Raw genomic sequence first — 20,611 nt, 5'->3', positions numbered from 1 at the left:
CCGCTCCTGCCCGGCGCGGGGGTGCCCCCCCGGCCCCGGGCGCCCGCCGCCCCCCCGCGGCCGGCCCCCACGGCCCCGGCGGCGGTGGTGAGCAGGAGGACGGAGGCGGTCGCGGCGGCCACCCGGGCCGGGAGTGAGCTGTTCATGCGGACCACGACAGCACGCCGCCGGGCCCCCGGCGACCACAGGGCGCCCGCCCGGGTGGCCGCCCGCCCGGCTACTCCCGCGCCAGCACGGCGATGGCCGCGAGCAGCAGCGCGGAGCCCGCCAGCAGGCCCGCCGTCAGCGGCTCGCCGAGGAACAGCACGCCGATCACCGCCGCGGTCGCGGGCTCCAGCAGGACCAGCACCGCGGCCGTGGTGCTGGGCACGGTGGTCAGGCCGGTGAAGTACCAGCGGTAGGCGAACAGGGTGGGCACCGTGCCGAGGAAGAGCAGCGCGGGCACGGTCACCACCGGGTCGCCACCGGTCGGCAGGAGGCCGTGGAGGCCCTGGACGGCCGCGAGCGGGAGCAGGCAGAGCAGGCCGGTGGTGAAGGCGCCGGTGCCGGCCCGGGCCGAGCCGCCGCTGCGGGCCCAGAGGGTGAGGCCGCTCTGGCCGGCGCCCGCGAGGACGGCCAGCGCGACGCCGAGGGCCGGGCGCGGGCCCGCCGCCGGGGCGGCCACCAGGAGGGCGAGGCCGGCCAGGGCCAACGCCACCGCGGCCGCCGCTCGACGGGTCAGCCGCTCGCCGAGCAGCAGGTGGGCGCCGAGGCTGGTGAACACCGGCCCGGCGCCGATGGTGATCAGCGTGCCCAGCCCGAGGCCCGCCCAGCGCACCGAGCCGAAGTAGGCGCACTGGCTGACCGCGAGGCCGAGCCCGGTCAGCGCCGCGGAGTGCCACCGGGCGGCGCCCCGGTCGGCGCGGGGCCCGCGGCTCGGCAGCAGGGCCAGGCAGAGCGCGGCGACGCCGAAGCGCCAGCAGGAGACGCCCACCGGGCCGAGCCCGCCGGTGCGCATCAGCAGCGCGGACACGGCGCCGCCCACGCCCCAGGCGACGGCGGCGGCGGAAATGGACAGGAGGCCGTGCCGGAAGGGCACAGCGGTGTACGAGGGGGTCATGCGTCGGTGCTCCACGATGAGGTGCCGGTTCGGGTCCGCCGGGTACGCGGGCGGCAGCCATCGCCCCGGCCGCGGGCAGGTCCCGTCGGGCCGGAGTGGGTGGAGTGGGCCGCCCGCTAGCGGGCCGGCGGGGGGAGGATCACAAGACGCACGGGGCCACCCTACGCCGCCCGGCCGCGGTGTTCGCGATCTTTTCCTCGCCCACGAACGGGACGTACGGTCGACCGGGCCGGGGGCTCCCGGTGGAACGCCCCACTCGACGAAGGAGCAGTACACGATGGACCAGCTGACGTACGACGAGGTCGAGGCCGCCGGGAAGCGGATCGCCGGGCGGGTGCGCCCGGTGGCGGTGGCGCCGGGGGACGACGGCGGGCGGACCTGGCTGGCCCTGGAGTTCCTCCAGCACACCGGCAGCTTCAAAGCCCGCGGCGCGCAAAACTTCCTGCTCGCGCACGCCGAGGCGGGCACCCTTCCGGACAGCGGGGTGACCATCGCCTCGGGCGGCAACGCCGGGCTGGCCTGCGCCTGGGCGGCCCGTGAACTCGGCGTCCGGGCAACGGTGTTCCTGCCCGAGACGGCCTCCCCGGTGAAGCTGGCGCGGCTGCGCTCGTACGGCGCCGAGGTGCGGTTGGCGGGCCGGGAGTACGCGGAGGCGCTGAGCGCCTGCGAGGAGTTCGCGGCCGGCAGCGGGGCGCTGTCCTCGCACGCGTACGACCACCCGCTGATCGCCGCCGGCGCCGGGACGGTGCTGGCGGAGATGCGCGCCGGGGTGCCGGGGCTGGACACCGTGGTGCTGTCGGTCGGTGGCGGCGGGCTGTTCGCCGGGGTGGCGGTGGCGGCCCGTGAGCACGGCGTCCGGGTGCTCGCCGTGGAGCCGTCGGGCAGCCGCGCGCTGAACGCCGCGCTGGAGGCGGGCCGCCCGGTGGACGTCCCGGTGGACTCCGTCGCCCAGGACGCGCTCGGGGCCCGCCGCGCCACCGTCCTCGCCGTGGACGCGGCCGCGCACGCGGGCGTCCGCTCGGTGCTGGTCGACGACGAGGCCATCGTGCGCGCCCGTCGGCAGCTCTGGGAGGACCGCCGGATCGCCGTCGAGTACGCGGCCGCCACGGCGCTCGCCGCCGCCGGCCTGGCCGAGGGCGAGCGGGTCGCCGTCCTGCTCTGCGGCGCCAACACCGACCCGTCCGATCTGGTGGATTAGCACCGCACCGCTATACGGAGACCACTATTCCCATCATCGAAAGGACCGTCTATCATGCCGCCCCACTCGGCGCCGATCGAATTCCGAGTGGGTCGATCGAATACGTAAGAGATCGGGGACAACGACGCCCCCTACCTGCAGGGACGTCCATAAAAGAATGTAAACATTCAGTAATGAAATCTGTGCAGGGGGCCCTGAAAAGTCCTAGTGTGTGGCAACTCTCATCGCTCCGCCCACCCCGGAGCCCCCACCCACAGAGAGATCGTTCATGGCTTCCCTCAACCAGATCTCGCCGCCCGACCAGGGCACCGACTCCTCCTCCGGGACTCCCCACCGCTCACTGCGCCGCCACGTCGGGCTCATCGGCCTCATGTGGGCCTCGGTCGGCTCGATCATCGGCTCCGGCTGGCTGTTCGGCGCGAAGGAGGGCGTGATGGCGGCCGGTCCGGCCGCCGTCCTGTCCTGGGGCATCGGCACGGTCGCGATCGTGCTGCTCGCGCTCGTGCACGCCGAGCTCGGCAGCATGTTCCCGGTCTCGGGCGGCACCGCGCGGTACCCGCACTACGCCTTCGGCGGCCTGGCCGGCATGTCCTTCGGCTGGTTCTCCTGGCTGCAGGCGGCCACCGTCGCGCCGATCGAGGTCGAGGCGATGATCGGCTACGCCCGGCACTGGTCCTGGGCGGGCGGCCTGCTCAACGACAACAACACCCTCACCGCCAGCGGCTTCGCCGTCTCCACCGTGCTCATGGCGGTGTTCGTCGCGGTGAACTTCCTCGGGGTGCGCGTCCTGGCCCGCACCAACAACATCGCCACCTGGCTGAAGATCTTCGTCCCGCTGCTCACCATCTTCGTGCTGGCCGCGACCAACTTCCACGGCTCCAACTTCACCTCGCACGGCTTCGCGCCGTTCGGCGCCCAGGGCGTGCTGGCGGCGATCAGCACCAGCGGCATCATCTTCGCCCTGCTCGGCTTCGAGCAGGCCATCCAGCTCGCAGGTGAGAGCCGCAACCCCAAGCGCGACATCCCCCGCGCCGTGCTCGGCTCGGTCGCCATCGGCAGCCTGATCTACACCCTGCTCCAGGTCGTCTTCATCGGCGCGCTGCCCGTCAGCGCCTTCGCCAACGGCTGGGACAAGCTCGACTTCCCCGGCATCGACGGCCCCTTCGCGGGCCTCGCCACCGTGGTCGGCCTCGGCTGGCTGGCGTGGGTGCTCTACATGGACGCCGTGATCTCCCCCGGCGGCAGCGGCCTGATCTACACCACCTCGACCTCGCGCATCTCCTACGGCCTGAGCCGCAACGGCTACGCCCCGCAGAGGTTCGAGGAGCTCGACAGGAACGGCGTGCCGTGGTTCGGCCTGGTCATCGCCTTCGTCACCGGCGTGATCTGCTTCCTGCCGTTCCCGAGCTGGCAGGAGCTGGTCGGCTTCATCACCTCCGCCAGCGTGCTGATGTACGCCGGCGCCCCGCTGGCCTTCGGTGCGATGCGCCGCCGCCTGCCCGCGCACGAGCGCCCCTACCGGCTGCCGGCGGGCGAGCTGATCTCCCCGGCCGCGTTCGTGGTCTCCAGCCTGATCATCTACTGGTCCGGCTGGCACACCCTCTCGCGCCTGGGCATCGCGATCGTGCTCGGCTACGTCCTGCTCGGCAGCTACGCCGCGTACGCGATCAAGAAGGGTCTGCCGAACGCGCCCCGGCTGAGCTGGAAGTCCGCCCAGTGGCTGCCGCCCTACCTGGTGGGCCTCGGCCTGATCTCCTGGCAGGGCAGCTTCGGGGACGGCACCGGCAACATCCCGATGTGGGCCGACATGGCCCTGGTGTCGGTGTTCTCGCTGGTCATCTACTACTGGGCGATCCGGGTGGCGCTGCCGACCGACGCGATCGAGCAGGAGATCGCCGACGTCGAGGTGGTCGACGAGGGCGGCCACTGACCGCCGACGACCGACAGGAAGGGCCCGCCGGCCGTGCGACCGGCGGGCCCTTCCGCGTCCTCAGAGGCTCAGCACCGTCCGCAGCGCCGTGACGAGCTCGGCCTCCGCGTCCTGCGCCGGGCCGGGCGAGCGCCAGGCGACGAAGCCGTCCGGGCGGACCAGCACCGCCCCCTGCGGGCCGATGCCGTGCAGCGCGGCGAAGTCCGCGCCCGGCTCCGGCGCCAGATCGTCCTCGGCGCCGTCGCCGATCCGGAAGCCGTCCAGCGGGACGGCCAGCCGGTCGGCCGCCCGCCTGCCGCCCGCCTGCCAGGCCCCGCCCTCGGGGCCGGTGAGCAGCACCATCGCCTGCTCGTACAGGTCCAGCGTGGAGAGCTTCACGCCCGCGCGCCGCAGCCACTGGTGCGGGGCCCGGCTGCCCGGTTCGCCCGCCGACTCGAACTGCTCGGGGACCACCGGCCCGGTCCGGTCCGCGCCGATCACCGCGCCCACCGGGTAGCGGTAGCCGAGCGCCACCGCCAGCACCCCGGCCTGCCGGCCCACGCCCGGCGCCACCGCGTAGCCCGGGTGGCTGTGCTCGGCGGACCGGGCCGAGGCCCGCTCTCCGGTCACCCGGGCCACCGGGAGGCGCTCCTGCCCGTACGTCTCCAGCAGCCGCGGCCCGGCCCAGCCGCACAGCACGGCGGCGACCTTCCAGGCCAGGTTGTGGGCGTCCTGGATGCCGGTGTTGGAACCGAACGCCCCGGTCGGGGACATCTCGTGGGCGGAGTCCCCGGCGAGGAAGACCCGCCCGGCGCCGTACCGCTCGGCCACCCGCTCGGCGGCGTGCCAGGGAGCCCGGCCGGTGACCTCGACGTCCAGCTCCGGCAGGCCGACGGCGGTGCGGATGTGCCGCTCGCAGCGCTCGTCGGTGAAGGCCTCCAGCGGCTCGCCGTGCTCGGGGTGCCAGGGCGCGTGGAAGACCCACTCCTCCTGGTTGTCCACCGGCAGCAGCGCGCCGTCCGCCTCCGGGTTGGTCAGGTAGCAGGCGATGAAGTGCCGGTCGCCGACCACCTCGGCCAGCCGCTTGGCCCGGAAGGTGATGCTGACGTTGTGGAACAGCTCGCCCTTGCCGGACCGGCCGATGCCCAGGCTCTCCCGGACCGGACTGCGCGGGCCGTCCGCGGCGATCAGGAAGTCCGAGCGCACCACCCGCTCCTCGCCGCTCTCCCGGCTGCGCAGCACCGAGGTGACGCCGTCCGCGTCCTGCTCGAAGGAGATCAGCTCGGTGCCGAACCGCAGGGCGCCGCCCAGCTCGCGGGCCGCCCGCCGCAGCACCGGCTCCAGGTCGTTCTGGCTGCACAGGCACCAGGAGCTGGGGCTGAACCGGGCCAGCCGGCCGCCCGGGTCGATCTCCCGGAACAGCCACTCCTGCTCGGCCCCGGTCAGCGAGGGCGCCTGGAGGATGCCGTGGTTGGGGGCCAGGATCGAGGCCGCCTCGCGGATCGCCGGCTCGATCCCGGCCACCCGGAACAGCTCCATGGTCCGCACGTTGTTGCCGCGCCCCCGCGGGTGGTGCGAGGTGTCGGCGTGCTTCTCGACCAGCAGATGCCGGACCCCGAGCCTGCCGAGGAAGAGTGAGGCCGACAGCCCGACCAGCGAGCCGCCCACGATCAGGACCGGCACCCGGTCGTCAACCTTCGGATTCATCGATTGCTCCGCCCTGTCAGGGGATTCCGCGGCCCGGCCATTGGGCTCGGCGCCGCCCTCGGCGGGCCCGCTCAGCCGGGGCCCCGCTCTTCCATCCCCCGCCGGAGGCGGCCCGTGCCGCCCCTTCGCCCGGATGGCCCGCAAATCTCGCGCCGCGCCCGGTGCGCCGCCCACGATCGACCTCAGGCCTGGCGCCGACTCGCCCGGCCGAACCGCCGTCGCACCGCCCTCCCAGGCCGGGGAGCACCCGCCGGGCACGGCCGACACGGCCCGCAGCGTGCGGCCCAGAGCAGAAAGTGGATCATGACAACTCTGTCCGAACCCCAGCCGAAGCAGCAGGACGAGGCCGACACCCGGCTGCGAGTGGTGCTGATGCTGGAGATCCAGGACGGCGCCCAGCAGCGCTTCCTCGACGTGTACGAGCAGCTGCGCCACCAGGTGGCCTCGGTCCCCGGCCACGTCAGCGACCAGCTGTGCCAGTCGATCAACGACCCGCGCCAGTGGCTGATCACCAGCGAGTGGAAGGACCAGGAGACCTTCCTGGAGTGGGTGGACAGCCCGGCCCACCGGGAGATGGTCAAGCCGATGCACGGCTGCGTCAGCGACAACTTCCGCTCGCTGCGCTACACCGTGCTGCGCGAGACCTCCGCCGCCGGCTCCACCGGCACCCGGGCACCCATGGAGGTGCCGCCCGGACTGCCGCGCACCACCCCGGCCGGGCACGTCGGCCCGCCCAAGGCCCCTCCGGGCCCGGACGGCGTGGTCCGCCACGCGCTGACCTTCACCGTCAAGCCCGGCAGCGAGCCCGAGGTGGCCCGCATCCTCTCCGGCTACGCCTCCCCCCGGGCCGAGGTCGACGAGCACACCCGGCTGCGCCGCACCTCGCTGTTCATGCTCGGCAACCGGGTGGTCCGCGCCGTCGAGGTGATCGGCAACCTCGGCGACGCGCTGCGCCACGTGGCGATGCAGCCCGAGGTGCGGGCCGTCGAGGAGGCGCTGAACCCGCACCTGGAGGAGGCCCGGCAGCTGGGCGACCCGCAGGCCGCCCGGGCGTTCTTCGCCAGGGCCGCGCTGCCCGCCCGGCACCAGGCGATCGCCAGCTCCCCCGCCTCCGCCCGGCTGCACCGGCACGCCGTGCTCTACCCGGTCCGTCCGGGCCGCGGACAGGACGTGGCCGAGCTGCTGGCCGAGCACGACAACCTGGCCACCGCCGACCCGACCGGGCCGGTCGCGGCCGCCACCGTCTTCCACCGCGAGGACGTGGTGGTGCGCCTGGTCGACCTGCGGGTGCCGGCCGAGGCCGACCCGGCCGCCGCCCTCGGGGTGGCCGACGACCGGCAGGCCGCCGTGCTCGCCGGGCTTCTGGACCTCGGACCGCAGGGCGACCTGCGCACCGCCACCGGGCTCGGCGCCTTCCTCGCCGCCCGCGCCATGAACCCGGTCACCGACCGCAGTTCCGCCGACCCGATCAACAACTGACGCTCCGTCACTTCACGGGAGAACTCCATGACCACCCAGTCCCCACGGATCGTCAGCGTCCACGACGCACCGGAGAACCGCCGCCACGGCGCCGAGCTGCGCACCATGCTCACCCCGACCAGCTGCGGCGCGACCAGCGGCTTCATGGGCCTGGCGATCGTCAAGCCCGGCGAGCGGATCCGCGAGCACTACCACCCGTACTCCGAGGAGTTCGTGTTCGTCGTCTGCGGCGACCTGGAGGTGGACCTGGACGGCGAGGCCCACCCGCTCAAGCCGGACCACGGCCTGATGATCCCGATCAACATGCGCCACCGCTTCCGCAACGTCGGCGACACCGAGGCCCGGATGGTCTTCCACCTCGGCCCACTCGCCCCCCGTCCCGACCTCGGCCACGTGAGCACCGAGGGGACCGCGGCGTCCGGACCGCCGGAACACGCCAAGGTGGTCTCGTGACCCGGCGCGTCGCCGTCACCGGGATCGGTGTGGTCGCTCCCGGCGGGGTCGGCGTCCCGGCGTTCTGGGACCTGCTGACGGCCGGCCGCACCGCGACCCGGGGCATCACGCTCTTCGACCCCACCGGGTTCCGCTCCCGGATCGCCGCCGAGGTCGACTTCGACCCGGCGGCCCACGGACTGAGCCCCGAGGACGTCCAACGGGCCGACCGCTACGTGCAGTTCGCGATGGTCGCGGCCGACGAGGCGCTCGCCGACGCCGGCCTGGACCTGGCCGCCGAGGATCCGTGGCGGATCGCCGTCTCGCTCGGCACCGCCGTCGGCGGCACCACCCGTCTGGAGCACGACTACGCCCTGGTGAGCGCGGCCGGAGCCCGCTGGGACGTGGACCCCCGGCAGGCCGAGCCACAGCTGCACCGGGCCTTCGCGCCCAGCACCCTGGCCTCCGCGGTGGCCGAGCGGACCGGCGCGCACGGCCCGGTGCAGACCGTCTCCACCGGCTGCACCTCCGGCCTGGACGCGATCGGCTACGGCTTCCAGGCGGTCGAGGAGGGACGCGCCGACATCTGCGTCGCCGGCGCCTCCGACTCCCCGATCTCGCCGATCACGGTCGCGTGCTTCGACGCCATCAAGGCCACCAGCGAGCGCAACGACGACCCGGAGCACGCCTCCCGCCCCTTCGACGCCGGCCGGGACGGCTTCGTGCTCGGCGAGGGCGGCGCCGTCCTGGTGCTGGAGGAGCTGGAGCACGCCCGCCGCCGCGGCGCCCGGATCTACGGCGAGATCGGCGGCTTCGCCACCTTCGGCAACGCCTACCACATGACCGGCCTCACCAAGGAGGGGCTGGAGATGTCCCGGGCGATCGACCACGCGCTCGTCCACGCCCGGGTGGACCGCACCGAGGTGGACTACGTCAACGCGCACGGCTCGGGCACCAAGCAGAACGACCGGCACGAGACGGCCGCGGTCAAGCGCTCGCTGGGCGCGCACGCCTTCAGGACGCCGATGAGCTCGATCAAGTCGATGGTCGGGCACTCGCTCGGCGCGATCGGCGCCATCGAGGTCGTCGCCTGCACCCTGGCGCTCGCCCACGGCGTCGTGCCGCCGACCGCCAACTACGAGACTCCGGACCCGGAGTGCGACCTCGACTACGTGCCGCGCACCGCGCGCGAGCTGCCGCTGAGCCACATCCTCTCGGTCGGCAGCGGATTCGGCGGATTCCAGTCCGCCGTCGTGCTCAACAGAACGGGGTGAGTTCCATGACGTCACGTCAGCAGGGCCGCCGGGCGGTGGTCACCGGCCTCGGCGTGGTGGCACCGAACGGGGTCGGGGCCGACGCCTTCTGGAAGGCCACCAGGCAGGGCGTGAGCGTCCTCGACCGGATATCCCGCGAGGGCTGCACCGGGCTTCCGCTCCGGATCGCGGGCCAGGTGAACGGGTTCGATCCGCAGTCGGCGATCGACAACCGCTTCCTGGTGCAGACCGACCGTTTCACGCACTACGCGATGGCCGCCGCCGACCTAGCGGTGGCGGACGCCGGGTTCCGGCCCGACCCGGAACAGCCCTTCGCGATCGGCGTGGTGACCGCGGCCGGCTCCGGCGGCGGCGAGTTCGGCCAGCGCGAACTCCAGCAACTCTGGGGCCAGGGGCCGAAGTTCGTCGGCCCCTACCAGTCCATCGCCTGGTTCTACGCGGCCAGCACCGGCCAGATCTCGATCCGCGGCGGCTACAAGGGCCCCTGCGGAGTGGTCGCCAGCGACGAGGCCGGCGGGCTGGACGCCCTCGCGCACGCCGTCCGCACGATCCAGCGCGGCACCGACGCGGTGGTGGCCGGCGCCGCCGAGGCCCCGCTGGCGCCGTACTCGATGGTCTGCCAGCTCGGCTACCCCGAACTCAGCCTGGCCGAACGGGCCGAGCTGGCGTACCTGCCGTTCACCGCGCAGGCCTGCGGCTTCGCCCCCGCCGAGGGCGGCGCGATGCTGCTGCTGGAGGACGAACAGGCGGCCCGCCTGCGCGGCGCCCGGGTCCGGGCAGTGCTGGCCGGGCACGGCGCCACCTTCACCGGCGCCTCCCGCTGGGCGGAGTCCCGGGAGGGGCTGGCGGCCGCCATCCGGATCGCGCTGGACGAGGCCCGGATCGCGCCCGAGGAGATCGACGTGGTCTTCGCGGACGCCCTGGGCGTGCCGGCCGCCGACCGGGCGGAGGCCCTGGCGCTGGCCGACGCGCTCGGGCCGGCCGCCGAGCGGGTCCCGGTCACCGCGCCCAAGACCGGTACGGGGCGGGCCTACTGCGGCGCCCCGGTGCTCGACGTGACCGCCGCCGTGCTGGCCATGGAGGACGGCGTGCTGCCGCCCACCCCCAACGTCACCGAGGTCTGCCACGACCTCGCCCTGGTGACCGGCCGCGCCCGCCCGGCCGAACTGAACACCGCCCTGGTGCTCAGCCGCGGGCTGATGGGCTCCAACTCCGCGCTGGTGGTCCGGCGCGTGCGGCCCTGAACCACCCACACCTTCGAAGGGAAACACCCGTGAGCAACACCCTCAGTTATCCGGAACTCGCCGAACTGCTCCAGGCCCGGGCGGGCGTCGCCGTCGACCCGGGCGACCTGGCGCGCCCGGGCGCGGAGTTCGACACCTTCGGCGTCGACTCGCTCGGCCTGCTCGGCGTGGTCGGCGAGCTGGAGAACCGGCACGGCCTCAAGGTCACCTCGGGCGCCGAGTCGGCCAAGACCCCGGCCGAGTTCCTGGAACTGGTCAACTCCTCCCTCGCCACGAAGGCTGGTGCCTGAGATGCCCGGACACACCGACAACGAGATCGTCATCGCCGCTCCGCTCGACCTGGTCTGGGAGATGACCAACGACCTGGAGAACTGGCCGCAGCTGTTCAGCGAGTACGCCTCGGTGGAGGTCCTGGACCGGCAGAACAACCTCGTCCGGTTCCGGCTCACCATGCACCCCGACGAGAACGGCCAGGTGTGGAGCTGGGTCTCCGAGCGGGAGACCGACCGGGACACGCTCTCGGTGCGCGCCCGCCGGGTCGAACCCGGCCCGTTCGAGTTCATGGAGATCCGCTGGGAGTACGCCGAGGTGCCGTCGGGCACCAGGATGCGCTGGATCCAGGACTTCGCGATGAAGCCCACCGCCCCGGTCGACGACGAGGGCATGACCGGCCACATCGACCGCAACTCGAAGATCCAGATGCAGCTGATCCGGGAGAAGGTCGAGAAGCGGGCGGCGGAGCTGTGACCGGCGTCCACCGGGCGCTGATCGTCGCCCGGATGAAGCCCGAGGCCGCGCCGGACATCGCCGAGGTGTTCGCCGAGTCCGACCGGGGCGAGCTGCCGCACCTGATCGGCGTCACCGGCCGCAGCCTCTTCCAGTTCGGCGACGTCTACCTGCACCTCATCGAGGCCGACCGCCCGCCGGGCCCGGCCGTCGCCAAGGTCGTCGGGCACCCGGACTTCCGGACCGTCAGCGACCGCCTGACCGCCTACGTGCAGGCCTACGACCCGGCCACCTGGCGGGAGCCGAAGGACGCGATGGCGCGGGAGTTCTACCGCTGGGACCGCTGACCCGGCGCCGCCCCGATGGGCCCGCCCCCGGCCGTGTGCCGGGGGCGGGCCCACGCATGCCCGGCGGGACCGCCCCGCCGCGGACCCGGCCGTCTCGGACCCGGCCGTCTCGGACCCCGCTCCGCTCGGAGCCCCCGCCCCGGGTTCGCCCGACTCGGATTCACCCGGATCACCCGGCCGTACGAGTGAACACACCCGCGGACTCCACCCGAAAAGCTCACTCTCCGTACCTACAATGTCACGCTCCGATGGCAATCGGGCCCACGGTGGATGACTGTGGATCAGGCGCACCCCTGCGACTCCCCTTGCCCGGCACCGTGCCGGCAGTCGCGGTCGTGCGCACCGGAAGGATCATCCTCATGCGTTCTGCACGCACACTGCTCGCCGGGGCGGCCGTCGCCGCCGTACTCACTGTCGGTACCCCCATGGCCTTCGCCGACGGCGCCGCCAACCAGGCCAAGAACCTGACCTGGCAGGAGAAGCAGGACAACCCCGAGAAGATCTCCGAGGACCACAGGGGCTCCGGCGAAGGCCGGGGCAACGACGAGCACAAGGGCAACGACGAAGGCAGGGGCAACGGCGAGCACAAGGGCAACGACGAAGGCAGGGGCTCCGGCGAAGGCCGGGGCAACGACGAGCACAAGGGCAACGACGAAGGCAGGGGCAACGGCGAGCACAAGGGCAACGACGAAGGCAGGGGCAACGGCGAAGGCCGGGGCAACGACGAGCACAAGGGCAACGACGAAGGCAGGGGCTCCGAAGGCCGGGATGAGGACCACAAGGGCCCGCACGGCGGCGTGCACACCGGTGGTGGCGGCATGGCGCTGGCCGGCGGCGGGCTCGCCTCCGGCGCGGTGCTGCTGATCGGCGGCCTCGGGGCGGGCGCGTACGCCCTGCGCCGCGGCCGCCGCGCGTCCGGCGCGGTCGCCTGACGCCAAGCCCTCTGATTCCACCGCCTCCGGGCGCCTCCCCGCCCGGGGGCAGGCGCACCGGGGGCGGTGGGCCGTCGTGGAACAGATCGAGCGGAGGACAGGAATGACGGGCGGTCCCACCTCTGGAGCATCCCGGCTGCTGCGCGCGGGGATGGGCACGGCAGCGGTCGGGCTGCTGCTGATCTACAACTCGGTCGGCACCGGCACGGACTTCGGCGCGGAGGACGGCAGGCCCGTTCCCCCGGCGGCCACCGCGCCGGCCGTCCCCGGTCCTGCGGGCGCCGCGGACGCGGACGCGGACGCGGCATCGCGCACGCCGGCGCTCGGACGCGCCAAGCCGACCCGGCTGCGGATCCCGCAGATCGCCGTGGACGCGCCGTTCACCGAACTGACCGTCAACCCGGCCGGCCAACTCGACGCGCCACCACCGAACGACAAGAACCTGGTGGGCTGGTACCGGGACGGCGTCACCCCGGGAGAGCGCGGCAGCGCGGTCCTGGCCGGGCACGTGGACACCACCACCGGCCCGGCGGTGTTCCTGCTGCTGAGCTTCCTGCAGCCGGGCAACAAGGTCGAGGTGAGCCGCGAGGACGGGACGGTCGCGGTGTTCTCGGTCGACTCGGTGGAGACCTTCGCCAAGAACGCCTTCCCCGACGCCAAGGTGTACGGCAGGACCCCAGACGCACAGCTCCGGCTGATCACCTGCGGCGGCGCCTACGACAAGAAGCAGCGGGACTACCTGAACAACGTCGTGGTCTTCGCCCACCTGGAGTCCTCGCACCCGGGCTGACCGGCGCACACGACGACCGCCGGCCCCCTTCGCTCGGGGCCGGCGGTCGTGCGTGCCGGTGGCCGTACCGCCGTACCGTCATACGGCGGATGGCGGTGGCGGGTGGCGGTGGCTCAGCCCGTCACGACGGCCTCGAAGGCGTGCAGGTAGGGGTTGACCGGGCGGACCGCGGTGACCGTCAGCCCGGCCTCCGCCATCAGCCCGACCATGCTCTCCTCGGAGTGCTTGGCACCGCCCACGTTGAGCATCAGCATCAGGTCCATCGCGGTGGTGAACCGCATCGAGGGGCTGTTGTCGACCAGGTTCTCCACCACCACGACGCGGGAGCCGGAGCCGGCCGCCTTGACCACGTTGGCGAGGGTGCGGCGGGTGCTGTCGTCGTCCCACTCCAGGATGTTCTTGATGATGTAGAGGTCGGCGCGGACCGGGATCTCCACCCGGCAGTCGCCCGGCACCAGGCGGGCCCGGGCGGAGAAGGCGCCGCCGTCCTGGAGCCGCGGGTCGGCGCCGGCCACCACCTTGGGCAGGTCCAGCAGGGTGCCGTGCAGCGCCGGGTGCTTCTCCAGCAGGCTGGCCAGCACGTGGCCCTGGCCGCCGCCGATGTCCGCCACCGAGTCGATGCCGGTGAGGTCCAGGTACTCGGCGAAGTCCTCGGCGGACTGCCGGCTGGAGGTGGTCATCGCCTTGTCGAAGACCTTCGCCGAGTCGCCCGCGTCGCTGTGCAGGTAGTCGAAGAACTCCTTGCCGAACAGTTCGGGGAAGACGTTGCGGCCGGAGCGCACGGCCTCGTCCAGCCTCGGCCAGGCCTCCCAGGTCCAGGGCTCGGTGCACCAGAGGGAGATGTAGCGCAGCGAGTTGGGGGCGTCCTCGCGCAGCAGCCGGGACATCTCGGTGTGCTCGAAGCGGTCGTCGCCGCTCGCCTCGAAGATGCCGTAGCAGGCGAGCGCGCGCAGCAGGCGGCGCAGCTGGCGGGGCTCGGTGTCGAGTGCGACGGCGAGGTCGGTGACGGTGGTCGGGGTGTCGCCGAGCACGTCGGCGACACCGAGCCGGGCGGCCGCGCGGACGGCGGCGGCGCAGGCGGCGCCGAAGACGAGTTCGCGCAGGCGCATCGCGGCCTGGGGGCTGGTAAGGGCGGGTGCGGTGGTCATGGCGGGTTCCTCGGGTCCTTGGGGGTTCCTGGGGCGGCGGGCGGCGAGGGGCGACGGGCCGGCGGCGGGAGTGGGAATGGGGAGCGACGGGCCGACGGCCTGGGTGAGGGGGCGCCGGGGCTCAGCAGCGGCCGGCCGGCTCGGAGCGCTCGCAGGTGTTGCGGGCGAAGGTGTTGTCGGCGCCGGCGTCGCGGTCGGCGAGGTCGGCCGGACCGTTGCCGCTCAGTTCGTTGTCGGTGATCACGGCGCGGGCGTTGGAGACCCCGACGACGCTCCGGAAGAGGACGATGCCGCCGGAGAAGTCCGAGGTGCCCGTGTTGTCGCGGACCTCGTTCTCCGTCACCCGGGTGTCCTCGGTGCCGGTGAGCACGATGCCGGCGCCCTGGATGGCGCCCAGGCGCGGGTTGGCCGGGCAGAACTTGTTGTTGCCGACGACGGTGTTGCGCCGGACGTCGAGGTTCCCGGCGCGGGGCACGCCCTCGTCGCCGACCACGAAGACGCCGGCGCAGTTGCCGCTGATCCCGTTGTCCTGGACGGCCAGTCCGCGCAACCGGCGGACGGTGACGCCCACCCGGTTGCCGGTCAGCTCGTTGCCCTCGACGACGGTGCCGCCGGTGTCGGGCGAGCCGCCCTCGCGGTAGGCGTAGTTGGCGAGGAAGACGCCGGACTGGCCGTTGTCGGTCGAGCGGTTGCCGCGGATGACGGCCCGGGTGGACATCTCCTGGCTGATGCCCTGCTGGGCGTTGTCGTGGACGTAGGTGCCGCTGACGGTCAGACCGGTGGTGCCGCTGGCGTCGATGCCGTTCTTGCGGAAGCCGGTGACGGCGAGGCCGTGGACGGTGACGTCGGACAGCGGGTGCTCCTCGGTGCCGACCACGCAGATGCCGTGGCCTGCGGCGGCGCAGGCGTTCTCGGTGCCGTCCCCCGGGACGATCACGCTGTTCCGGCCGGCGCCGCGCAGGGTGATGCCGGGGGTGGTGATGCGGACGCTGCCCCGGTAGGTGCCCGGGAACAGCTGGACGATGTCACCGGGCCGGGCGGCGTCGACCGCCCGCTGAATCGATTCTCCTGGCCGGACGTGGTGCAGCGGGAGGCCACCGTCGGCGCGGGCCGCGGGGGCGGCGGCCAGGGCGGCGAGGACGGTGGTCAGGGCGGTGGCGGCGGCGGTGGCCGCGGCGAGGTGGTGGACCCGTCGCGTGGACATGAGTGGTGACCTGTTTCTTTCGGCGCGCGCGGTGATCGTGCGGGTGTCGTGGTCCCCCGCACGGGCCGGCGGTATGGGCTGACGCGCTGTGCGCGGGCGGTGACGGCCGGTGGGTGCGGCCGTGTCGACGGTACGGGCGGCCGGATGGGCCCGCCACCAGGGCTGGGCTGCGGGACTGACGGGGCGTCGACCGGAGGTGGGACGGCCCGGCGTGGCGCGGGGTGGTGGGGGTCGGGCGTGCCGTGCGGCGGGTGGGCGGCGGCGGCAGTCGTGGCGACGCGCCCGACCACGGGGGCGGTCGGGCGCGTCGGGCGCTTCGGCAGCGGGCTCGGCGGCCCGGGTCAGCCCGCGGCCGGGGCCTGCGGCCCGAGGCGGACGGGCAGCGCGGCGAGGTGCCAGGCGGCCGGGTTCGGTCCGCGCTCGACCGCCTCCGGGCCGACCGCGAGAGCCAGCTGCGGGTACGTCCGCAGCAGCGTGTCGAAGGCGACGACGGCCTCCTGGTGCGCCAGCACCGAGCCCAGGCACCGGTGGGTGCCGTGGCCGAAGCCCAGGTGCGCCTCGTGGTGCCCCGCGCGGTCCGGCGCGCTCGCCCGGCGGACGTCCAGGCGCTCCGGGTCGGCGTAGGCCCGCGGGTCGTGGTTGGCCCCGGCGAGGATCGGCATCACCGCCTCGCCCTTGCGGATCGGGGTACCGGCCAGGGTGAGGTCCTCCGTCGCGTAGCGCGGCACCCCGCCGATGGTCGGGCCGCACCAGCGCATCAGCTCGTCGACGGCGGCGGGCAGCAGGCCCGGGTCGGACCGGACCAGTGCCAGCTGTTCGGGGTGGGCGAGCAGCGCGGCCGTGCCGTTGCCGATCAGGGTGGCGGTGGTCTCGTGGCCGGCCACGATCAGGTTGAGGATCAGCGAGACGGTCTCCACCGGGGCGAGGGTGTCGCCCTCCGCGGCGGCCAGCCGGGAGAGCAGGTCCTCGGCCGGTTCGGCCCGGCGGCGCTCCACCAGGTCACGGGCGGCGGTCACCATGGCGCGCAGCGCCTCGTCCAGGCCGGGCCCGGCGCCCCGGCCGAGGTAGGAGCTCCAGCGGCGCCACTGCGGGCGGTCGGCCTCGGGGATCCCGAGCAGCTCGCTGATCACCGTGACGGGCAGCGGGTAGGCGAAGTGCGCCACCAGGTCGACCACGCCGTCCGGGCCGGCGTGCCGGGGCAGCGCCCGGGCGTACTCCTCGGCGAGCCGCTCGATCCGGGGCCGCAGGCGCTCCACCGCACCGGCCGTGAAGGCGGGGTGCACCAGCCCGCGCATCCGGCGGTGCCGGGCGCCGTCCGCGCCGAAGACCCCGGCGCGCAGGTACTTCGCGCACTCCGGCGGCATGCCGCGGGCGCGCCAGACCTGCTCGGTGCGGTGCCCGGGGACGGGCGCGGGGGCGGGGGCGGGGGCGGCGGCGAGCTCGTCGTCGACGGGGCCGTCGACGGCGTTCACGTCGTTGACGAAGCGCGGGTCGGACAGCACGGTGCGGACGTCCTGGTAGCGGACGGCGATCCAGAAGGGCTCCACGCCGGGGATGGTGGCGCGGGCGAGCGGGGCGCGCTCGCGCAGGTCGGCGAAGGCGGTGAAGGGGTCGCGGATCAGGTGGTCGGCGCGCAGGTCGACGGTCTCGACCGGTTCGGCGGTGCTCACGGCTGCCTCCTCAGGAGTCGCGAAGTCCATCTGGTCACGGATCGTGACGGAGGCGGGTGGGGTGGTCCCCGGATTCCGGCCCGGATTCACTCGATCGAGCACAGTGCATCGTTTCTCCGGACCCCGGCCGACCCTCCCGGGCCACCCCGCCCCGGCCACCCCGTCCGCTCCGCCCGGCCCGGCCCGGCCCGCCCGACACCCCGGTCCGGGCGCGTGGCATGCTCGGGGCCATGACCACCGTGCACGTACCGCCCGTCGCCGCCCTCCGCAACCCGATCGGTGCCCACGTCCCGGTGGCCGCGCGCGGACTGGCCGGCACCGGCCTGGCGTACGCGGCCCGGGTCGGCGCGGAGACGGTGCAGGTGTTCGTGGCCAACCCGCGCGGCTGGGCCACTCCCCCGGGCAACCCGGCCCAGGACGAGGAGTTCCGCACCGCCTGCGCCGAACAGGGCGTCCCGGCCTGGGTGCACGCGCCGTACCTGATCAACTTCGGCTCGGACAACCCGGCCACCCGCGAACGCTCCGCCGAGTCGCTGCGGCACTCGCTGCGCCGCGGCCACGCCATCGGCGCACTCGGCGTCGTCCTGCACACCGGCTCGGCGGTCGGCACCGCGCCCGGCGGCGGCTCGCGCCGGGCCGAGGCGATGGCGCAGGTCCGGACGGACGTCCGGCCGCTGCTGGAGGAGCTGGACGGGCTGGGCGACGACGCGCCCTGGCTGCTGCTGGAGCCGACGGCGGGCCAGGGCAGCTCGCTCTGCTCGCGGATGGAGGAGCTGGCCGCGTACATGGCGGCGCTGGACCATCACCCGAAGGTGGGAGTCTGCCTGGACACCTGCCACGCCTTCGCCGCCGGGCACGACTTGGCGCAGCCGGGCGGGGTGACGGCCGCACTGGACGCCCTGGCCGCCGCGGCCGGTCCGGGCCGGCTGCGGCTGATCCACGCCAACGACTCCGAGGACGTGGTCGGCGCCCGCAAGGACCGGCACGCCAACATCGGCGCCGGGATGATCGGCGCCGAGCCGTTCCGCGAGCTGTTCGAGCACCCGGAGACGGCCGGGGTGCCCCTGGTGGTGGAGACCCCGGACCGCAAGCACGGCGGGGACGGCACCGGGCACGCGATGGACATCGCGGTGCTGAAGGAACTGCGGGACCGGGCGGCGGTCCGCGGCCCCGGAACCCGTCCGACGGACCTGCGGGAGCCGGCCGCCGCGGGACGGCCGTGAGCCCGGAGACCGACGGGCGGCCTCCGGGCTCGGGGGGCGGGGATCAGCAGCCGCAGTCGCTCTCGCTGTGCTCGGAGTAGTTGAACCAGGTGGCGTGCGGGCCGACCAGGCCGACGCCCGCGGAGCCGGACTCCAGGTGCTGTCCCTCCGACTGCGTCGGAGCGAAGCCCCCCGCCATGGCCGAGGTCGGGACCGCCACCACGGCACCGGCCACGGCGACGATCACGGCGAGCTTGCGGATCTTCCCACGAAGCGACATCTGATGTCCTTTGGTTCGTCTCTGGTCCTCAACCCGCGCCCCCGACCGGCCTGTTCGGCCGCCCGACGGGCCGGGCGGCGCCCCACCGGGGGCGCCGCGCCAACGTTGGCACACGAACGCGCGGCTTCGGGCGCACGCCGCAACCGGGCTGAGGCGTTCGGGTGAGGCAACTCCCCCGGCCGGGCGAATCCGGGCGTACGTCGAGGAATGCGGGCGTACCCGCGTCAATCCGGTCGAACGGCCGGACGGAGGGGGCCGGACGAGTACCCGTCCGGCCGCCCCGCGGCCGCAAGTCTTGCGGCGATGGACCGGGCGAACTGAACAAATCCCGGCGATTTGGTGCAAGGTGCAGCCCGGTCCGAGCATGAACGGTCGCTCCATGACGCTCCACCGAGCGCGAGCACCAGCAGGAGCAGCACCACGAAAGGCGCACCACCCTCATGCAGACCAGTCCCGCCGCACCCCGGCAGGCGACCCGACCGAGCGGCCCGGAGACCCCGGGACCGGTCGGCTCCCCGCCGGACGGCCCCGCGCCCCGGACCACCGACCGCCGTTTCGGGCTGCCGACCGCCACCGCCCTGGTGATGGGCAACATCATCGGCGGCGGCATCTTCATGATCCCCGCCGCCGTGGCCCCGTTCGGGACGGTCAGCCTGGCCGCCTTCGGAGTGCTCACCGTGGGCGCGATCGCGCTGGCGCTGGTCTTCGGGCAGCTCGCCCGCCGCAACCCGCGCACCGGCGGGCCGTACGTCTACGCCCGCGAGGCCTTCGGGGACTTCGCCGGCTTCCTGTCCGCCTGGTCGTACTGGATCACCACCTGGGTCAGCAACGCCGCGCTCGCCGTGGCCGCCGTCGGGTACCTGGACGTGCTGCTGCCGCTCCACCACTCCATCCCGCTGGAGATCACCGCCGCGCTGGCCTTCCAGTGGCTGCCGGCCCTGGCCAACCTGGCCGGCACCCGCTACGTCGGGGCCGTCCAACTCGTCTCCACCGTGCTGAAGTTCATTCCGCTGCTGCTGGTCTCGGTGGGCGGCCTGTTCTTCTTCGACCCGAAGAACCTCGGGCCCTTCGACGCCACCGGCCACGGCTGGGCGGGCGGCATGACCGCCGCCGCGGCGATCCTGCTGTTCAGCTACCTGGGCGTGGAGTCGGCCGCGATGAGCGCCGGCAAGGTCCGCGACCCGGAGCGCAACGTCGGCCGGGCCAGCGTGCTCGGCACCACCGGTGCGGCGGTGGTCTACCTGCTCGGCACCATCGCGGTGTTCGGCACCGTGGCGCACCAGCAACTCGTCCACTCCGCCGCGCCGTTCTCGGACGCCGTGGACGCCATGTTCGGCGGCGGCTGGGGCGGCACGGCGATCGCCGTCGCCGCGCTGGTCTCGATGACCGGCGCCCTCAACGGCTGGACCCTGCTCTCCGCCCAGGCCCCGTACGCGGCCGCCAAGGACGGCCTGTTCCCGGCCGCCTTCGGCAAGGAGCGGCGCGGGGTGCCGACCTTCGGCGTGCTGGTCGGCGTGGCACTGGCCTCGGCGCTGACCGTGGTCAACTTCGCCAGCGGCGCGAAGGGCGCCTTCGACATGCTGGTGCTGGTCACCACCTTCACCGCCACCGTGCCGTACCTGCTCTCCACCGCCGCCCAGCTGTACTGGCTGGTGCGCGGGGCGGGCGAGAAGGTCGACCGCGGGCGGCTGGTGCGCGACGCCGTCCTCGGCCTCGGCGCCTTCGCCTTCTCGCTCTGGCTGCTCGCCGGGGCCGGCTACGCCGCCGTCTACCAGGGCGTGCTGTTCCTGTTCGCGGGCATCCTGGTCTACGTCTGGATGGCGGGCCGCCGCCGCGACTGAAACCCCCGGCGGCAGCCGGAAAACCGGACACACCACCCCGAACCCCCGTGACGTACGCCGGACTTGTCCGGTGCACGTCCGATGTGCACGAGGATTTCACTTCCCGGGTCTACCCGCGTAGGTGACCGG

Annotated in this window: 19 protein-coding genes; 13 read left to right on the top strand and 6 right to left on the bottom strand. The window is 74.1% G+C overall.

Features of this window, described 5'->3' with window-relative positions:
• Positions 1–217: 217 nt before the first annotated feature.
• Complete coding sequence (locus tag ACWGKU_RS08680) at positions 218–1,099, bottom strand: DMT family transporter (protein ID WP_452178128.1); 882 nt, start codon at positions 1,097–1,099, stop codon at positions 218–220.
• A gap of 277 nt (positions 1,100–1,376) precedes the next feature.
• On the opposite strand from ACWGKU_RS08680, the gene ACWGKU_RS08675 reads away from it, so the two are divergent.
• Positions 1,377–2,297, top strand: coding sequence for a serine/threonine dehydratase (locus ACWGKU_RS08675; RefSeq protein ID WP_387688069.1), 921 nt, complete (start codon positions 1,377–1,379; stop codon positions 2,295–2,297).
• A gap of 268 nt (positions 2,298–2,565) precedes the next feature.
• On the top strand, positions 2,566–4,227 hold the full coding sequence (locus ACWGKU_RS08670) for an APC family permease (RefSeq protein ID WP_401046632.1): 1,662 nt from the start codon (positions 2,566–2,568) through the stop codon (positions 4,225–4,227).
• 60 nt (positions 4,228–4,287) lie between these two features.
• Here the strand turns inward: ACWGKU_RS08670 and ACWGKU_RS08665 are convergent, their stop codons facing one another.
• Positions 4,288–5,913 carry an FAD-dependent oxidoreductase gene (locus ACWGKU_RS08665; protein WP_401046634.1) on the bottom strand — a complete coding sequence of 542 codons (1,626 nt, stop codon included), beginning with the start codon at positions 5,911–5,913 and terminating at the stop codon, positions 4,288–4,290.
• 303 nt (positions 5,914–6,216) lie between these two features.
• Between ACWGKU_RS08665 and ACWGKU_RS08660 the strand changes: the two genes are divergently transcribed.
• The 9 genes from ACWGKU_RS08660 (at position 6,217) to ACWGKU_RS08620 (ending at position 13,137) form a co-directional block, all read left to right on the top strand.
• Positions 6,217–7,392, top strand: a complete 1,176-nt coding sequence (locus tag ACWGKU_RS08660) for a SchA/CurD-like domain-containing protein (RefSeq protein ID WP_401046637.1) — start codon at positions 6,217–6,219, stop codon at positions 7,390–7,392.
• A gap of 27 nt (positions 7,393–7,419) precedes the next feature.
• Complete coding sequence (locus ACWGKU_RS08655) at positions 7,420–7,845, top strand: cupin domain-containing protein (RefSeq protein WP_401046639.1); 426 nt, start codon at positions 7,420–7,422, stop codon at positions 7,843–7,845.
• Positions 7,842–9,098 carry a beta-ketoacyl-[acyl-carrier-protein] synthase family protein gene (locus ACWGKU_RS08650; protein ID WP_401046641.1) on the top strand — a complete coding sequence of 419 codons (1,257 nt, stop codon included), beginning with the start codon at positions 7,842–7,844 and terminating at the stop codon, positions 9,096–9,098. Before ACWGKU_RS08655 ends, ACWGKU_RS08650 begins: the two co-directional genes overlap by 4 nt.
• Positions 9,099–9,103: 5 nt before the next feature.
• Positions 9,104–10,342: a beta-ketoacyl synthase N-terminal-like domain-containing protein gene (locus ACWGKU_RS08645; protein ID WP_452178127.1), complete on the top strand. Its 1,239-nt coding sequence runs from the start codon at positions 9,104–9,106 to the stop codon at positions 10,340–10,342.
• Between the two features lie 29 nt (positions 10,343–10,371).
• Complete coding sequence (locus ACWGKU_RS08640; protein WP_401046645.1) at positions 10,372–10,632, top strand: acyl carrier protein; 261 nt, start codon at positions 10,372–10,374, stop codon at positions 10,630–10,632.
• 1 nt (position 10,633) lies between these two features.
• On the top strand, positions 10,634–11,089 hold the full coding sequence (locus ACWGKU_RS08635) for an SRPBCC family protein (protein WP_401046647.1): 456 nt from the start codon (positions 10,634–10,636) through the stop codon (positions 11,087–11,089).
• Positions 11,086–11,415 (top strand): TcmI family type II polyketide cyclase, encoded by a 330-nt coding sequence (locus ACWGKU_RS08630; RefSeq protein ID WP_401046649.1) that lies wholly within the window; start codon positions 11,086–11,088, stop codon positions 11,413–11,415. The genes ACWGKU_RS08635 and ACWGKU_RS08630 overlap by 4 nt, the downstream gene beginning before the upstream one ends.
• A gap of 359 nt (positions 11,416–11,774) precedes the next feature.
• Entirely contained in the window at positions 11,775–12,347 is a 573-nt protein-coding gene (locus tag ACWGKU_RS08625; RefSeq protein ID WP_452191387.1) for a hypothetical protein, read from the top strand.
• Positions 12,348–12,450: 103 nt separating this feature from the next.
• A complete protein-coding gene (locus ACWGKU_RS08620; protein ID WP_452178125.1) occupies positions 12,451–13,137 on the top strand; it encodes a class F sortase in 687 nt (228 codons plus the stop codon).
• A 113-nt stretch (positions 13,138–13,250) separates the two neighbouring features.
• Here the strand turns inward: ACWGKU_RS08620 and ACWGKU_RS08615 are convergent, their stop codons facing one another.
• The 3 genes from ACWGKU_RS08615 to ACWGKU_RS08605 all read right to left on the bottom strand — a co-directional run bounded on the left by ACWGKU_RS08615 (position 13,251) and on the right by ACWGKU_RS08605 (position 17,159).
• Positions 13,251–14,285, bottom strand: coding sequence for a methyltransferase (locus ACWGKU_RS08615; protein WP_452178124.1), 1,035 nt, complete (start codon positions 14,283–14,285; stop codon positions 13,251–13,253).
• 121 nt (positions 14,286–14,406) lie between these two features.
• The gene (locus tag ACWGKU_RS08610; RefSeq protein ID WP_401051552.1) at positions 14,407–15,489 is read right to left on the bottom strand and encodes a right-handed parallel beta-helix repeat-containing protein; all 1,083 of its coding nucleotides are present in this window, start codon (positions 15,487–15,489) and stop codon (positions 14,407–14,409) included.
• Between the two features lie 341 nt (positions 15,490–15,830).
• Positions 15,831–17,159 (bottom strand): cytochrome P450 family protein, encoded by a 1,329-nt coding sequence (locus ACWGKU_RS08605; protein ID WP_452178123.1) that lies wholly within the window; start codon positions 17,157–17,159, stop codon positions 15,831–15,833.
• 230 nt (positions 17,160–17,389) lie between these two features.
• On the opposite strand from ACWGKU_RS08605, the gene ACWGKU_RS08600 reads away from it, so the two are divergent.
• The gene (locus ACWGKU_RS08600; protein WP_452178122.1) at positions 17,390–18,382 is read left to right on the top strand and encodes a deoxyribonuclease IV; all 993 of its coding nucleotides are present in this window, start codon (positions 17,390–17,392) and stop codon (positions 18,380–18,382) included.
• Positions 18,383–18,425: 43 nt separating this feature from the next.
• Here ACWGKU_RS08600 and ACWGKU_RS08595 read toward each other — a convergent pair whose 3' ends face one another.
• Positions 18,426–18,641 (bottom strand): hypothetical protein, encoded by a 216-nt coding sequence (locus ACWGKU_RS08595; protein ID WP_359912359.1) that lies wholly within the window; start codon positions 18,639–18,641, stop codon positions 18,426–18,428.
• 440 nt (positions 18,642–19,081) lie between these two features.
• Here ACWGKU_RS08595 and ACWGKU_RS08590 point away from each other — a divergent pair, with 440 nt between their 5' ends.
• Positions 19,082–20,482 carry an amino acid permease gene (locus ACWGKU_RS08590; protein ID WP_452178121.1) on the top strand — a complete coding sequence of 467 codons (1,401 nt, stop codon included), beginning with the start codon at positions 19,082–19,084 and terminating at the stop codon, positions 20,480–20,482.
• Positions 20,483–20,611: the final 129 nt, after the last annotated feature.

Source organism: Kitasatospora sp. NPDC054768 (genome assembly GCF_053612025.1).
Note: the sequence above shows the minus strand (reverse complement) of the source record. Positions and strands in the feature narration are given on the sequence as shown.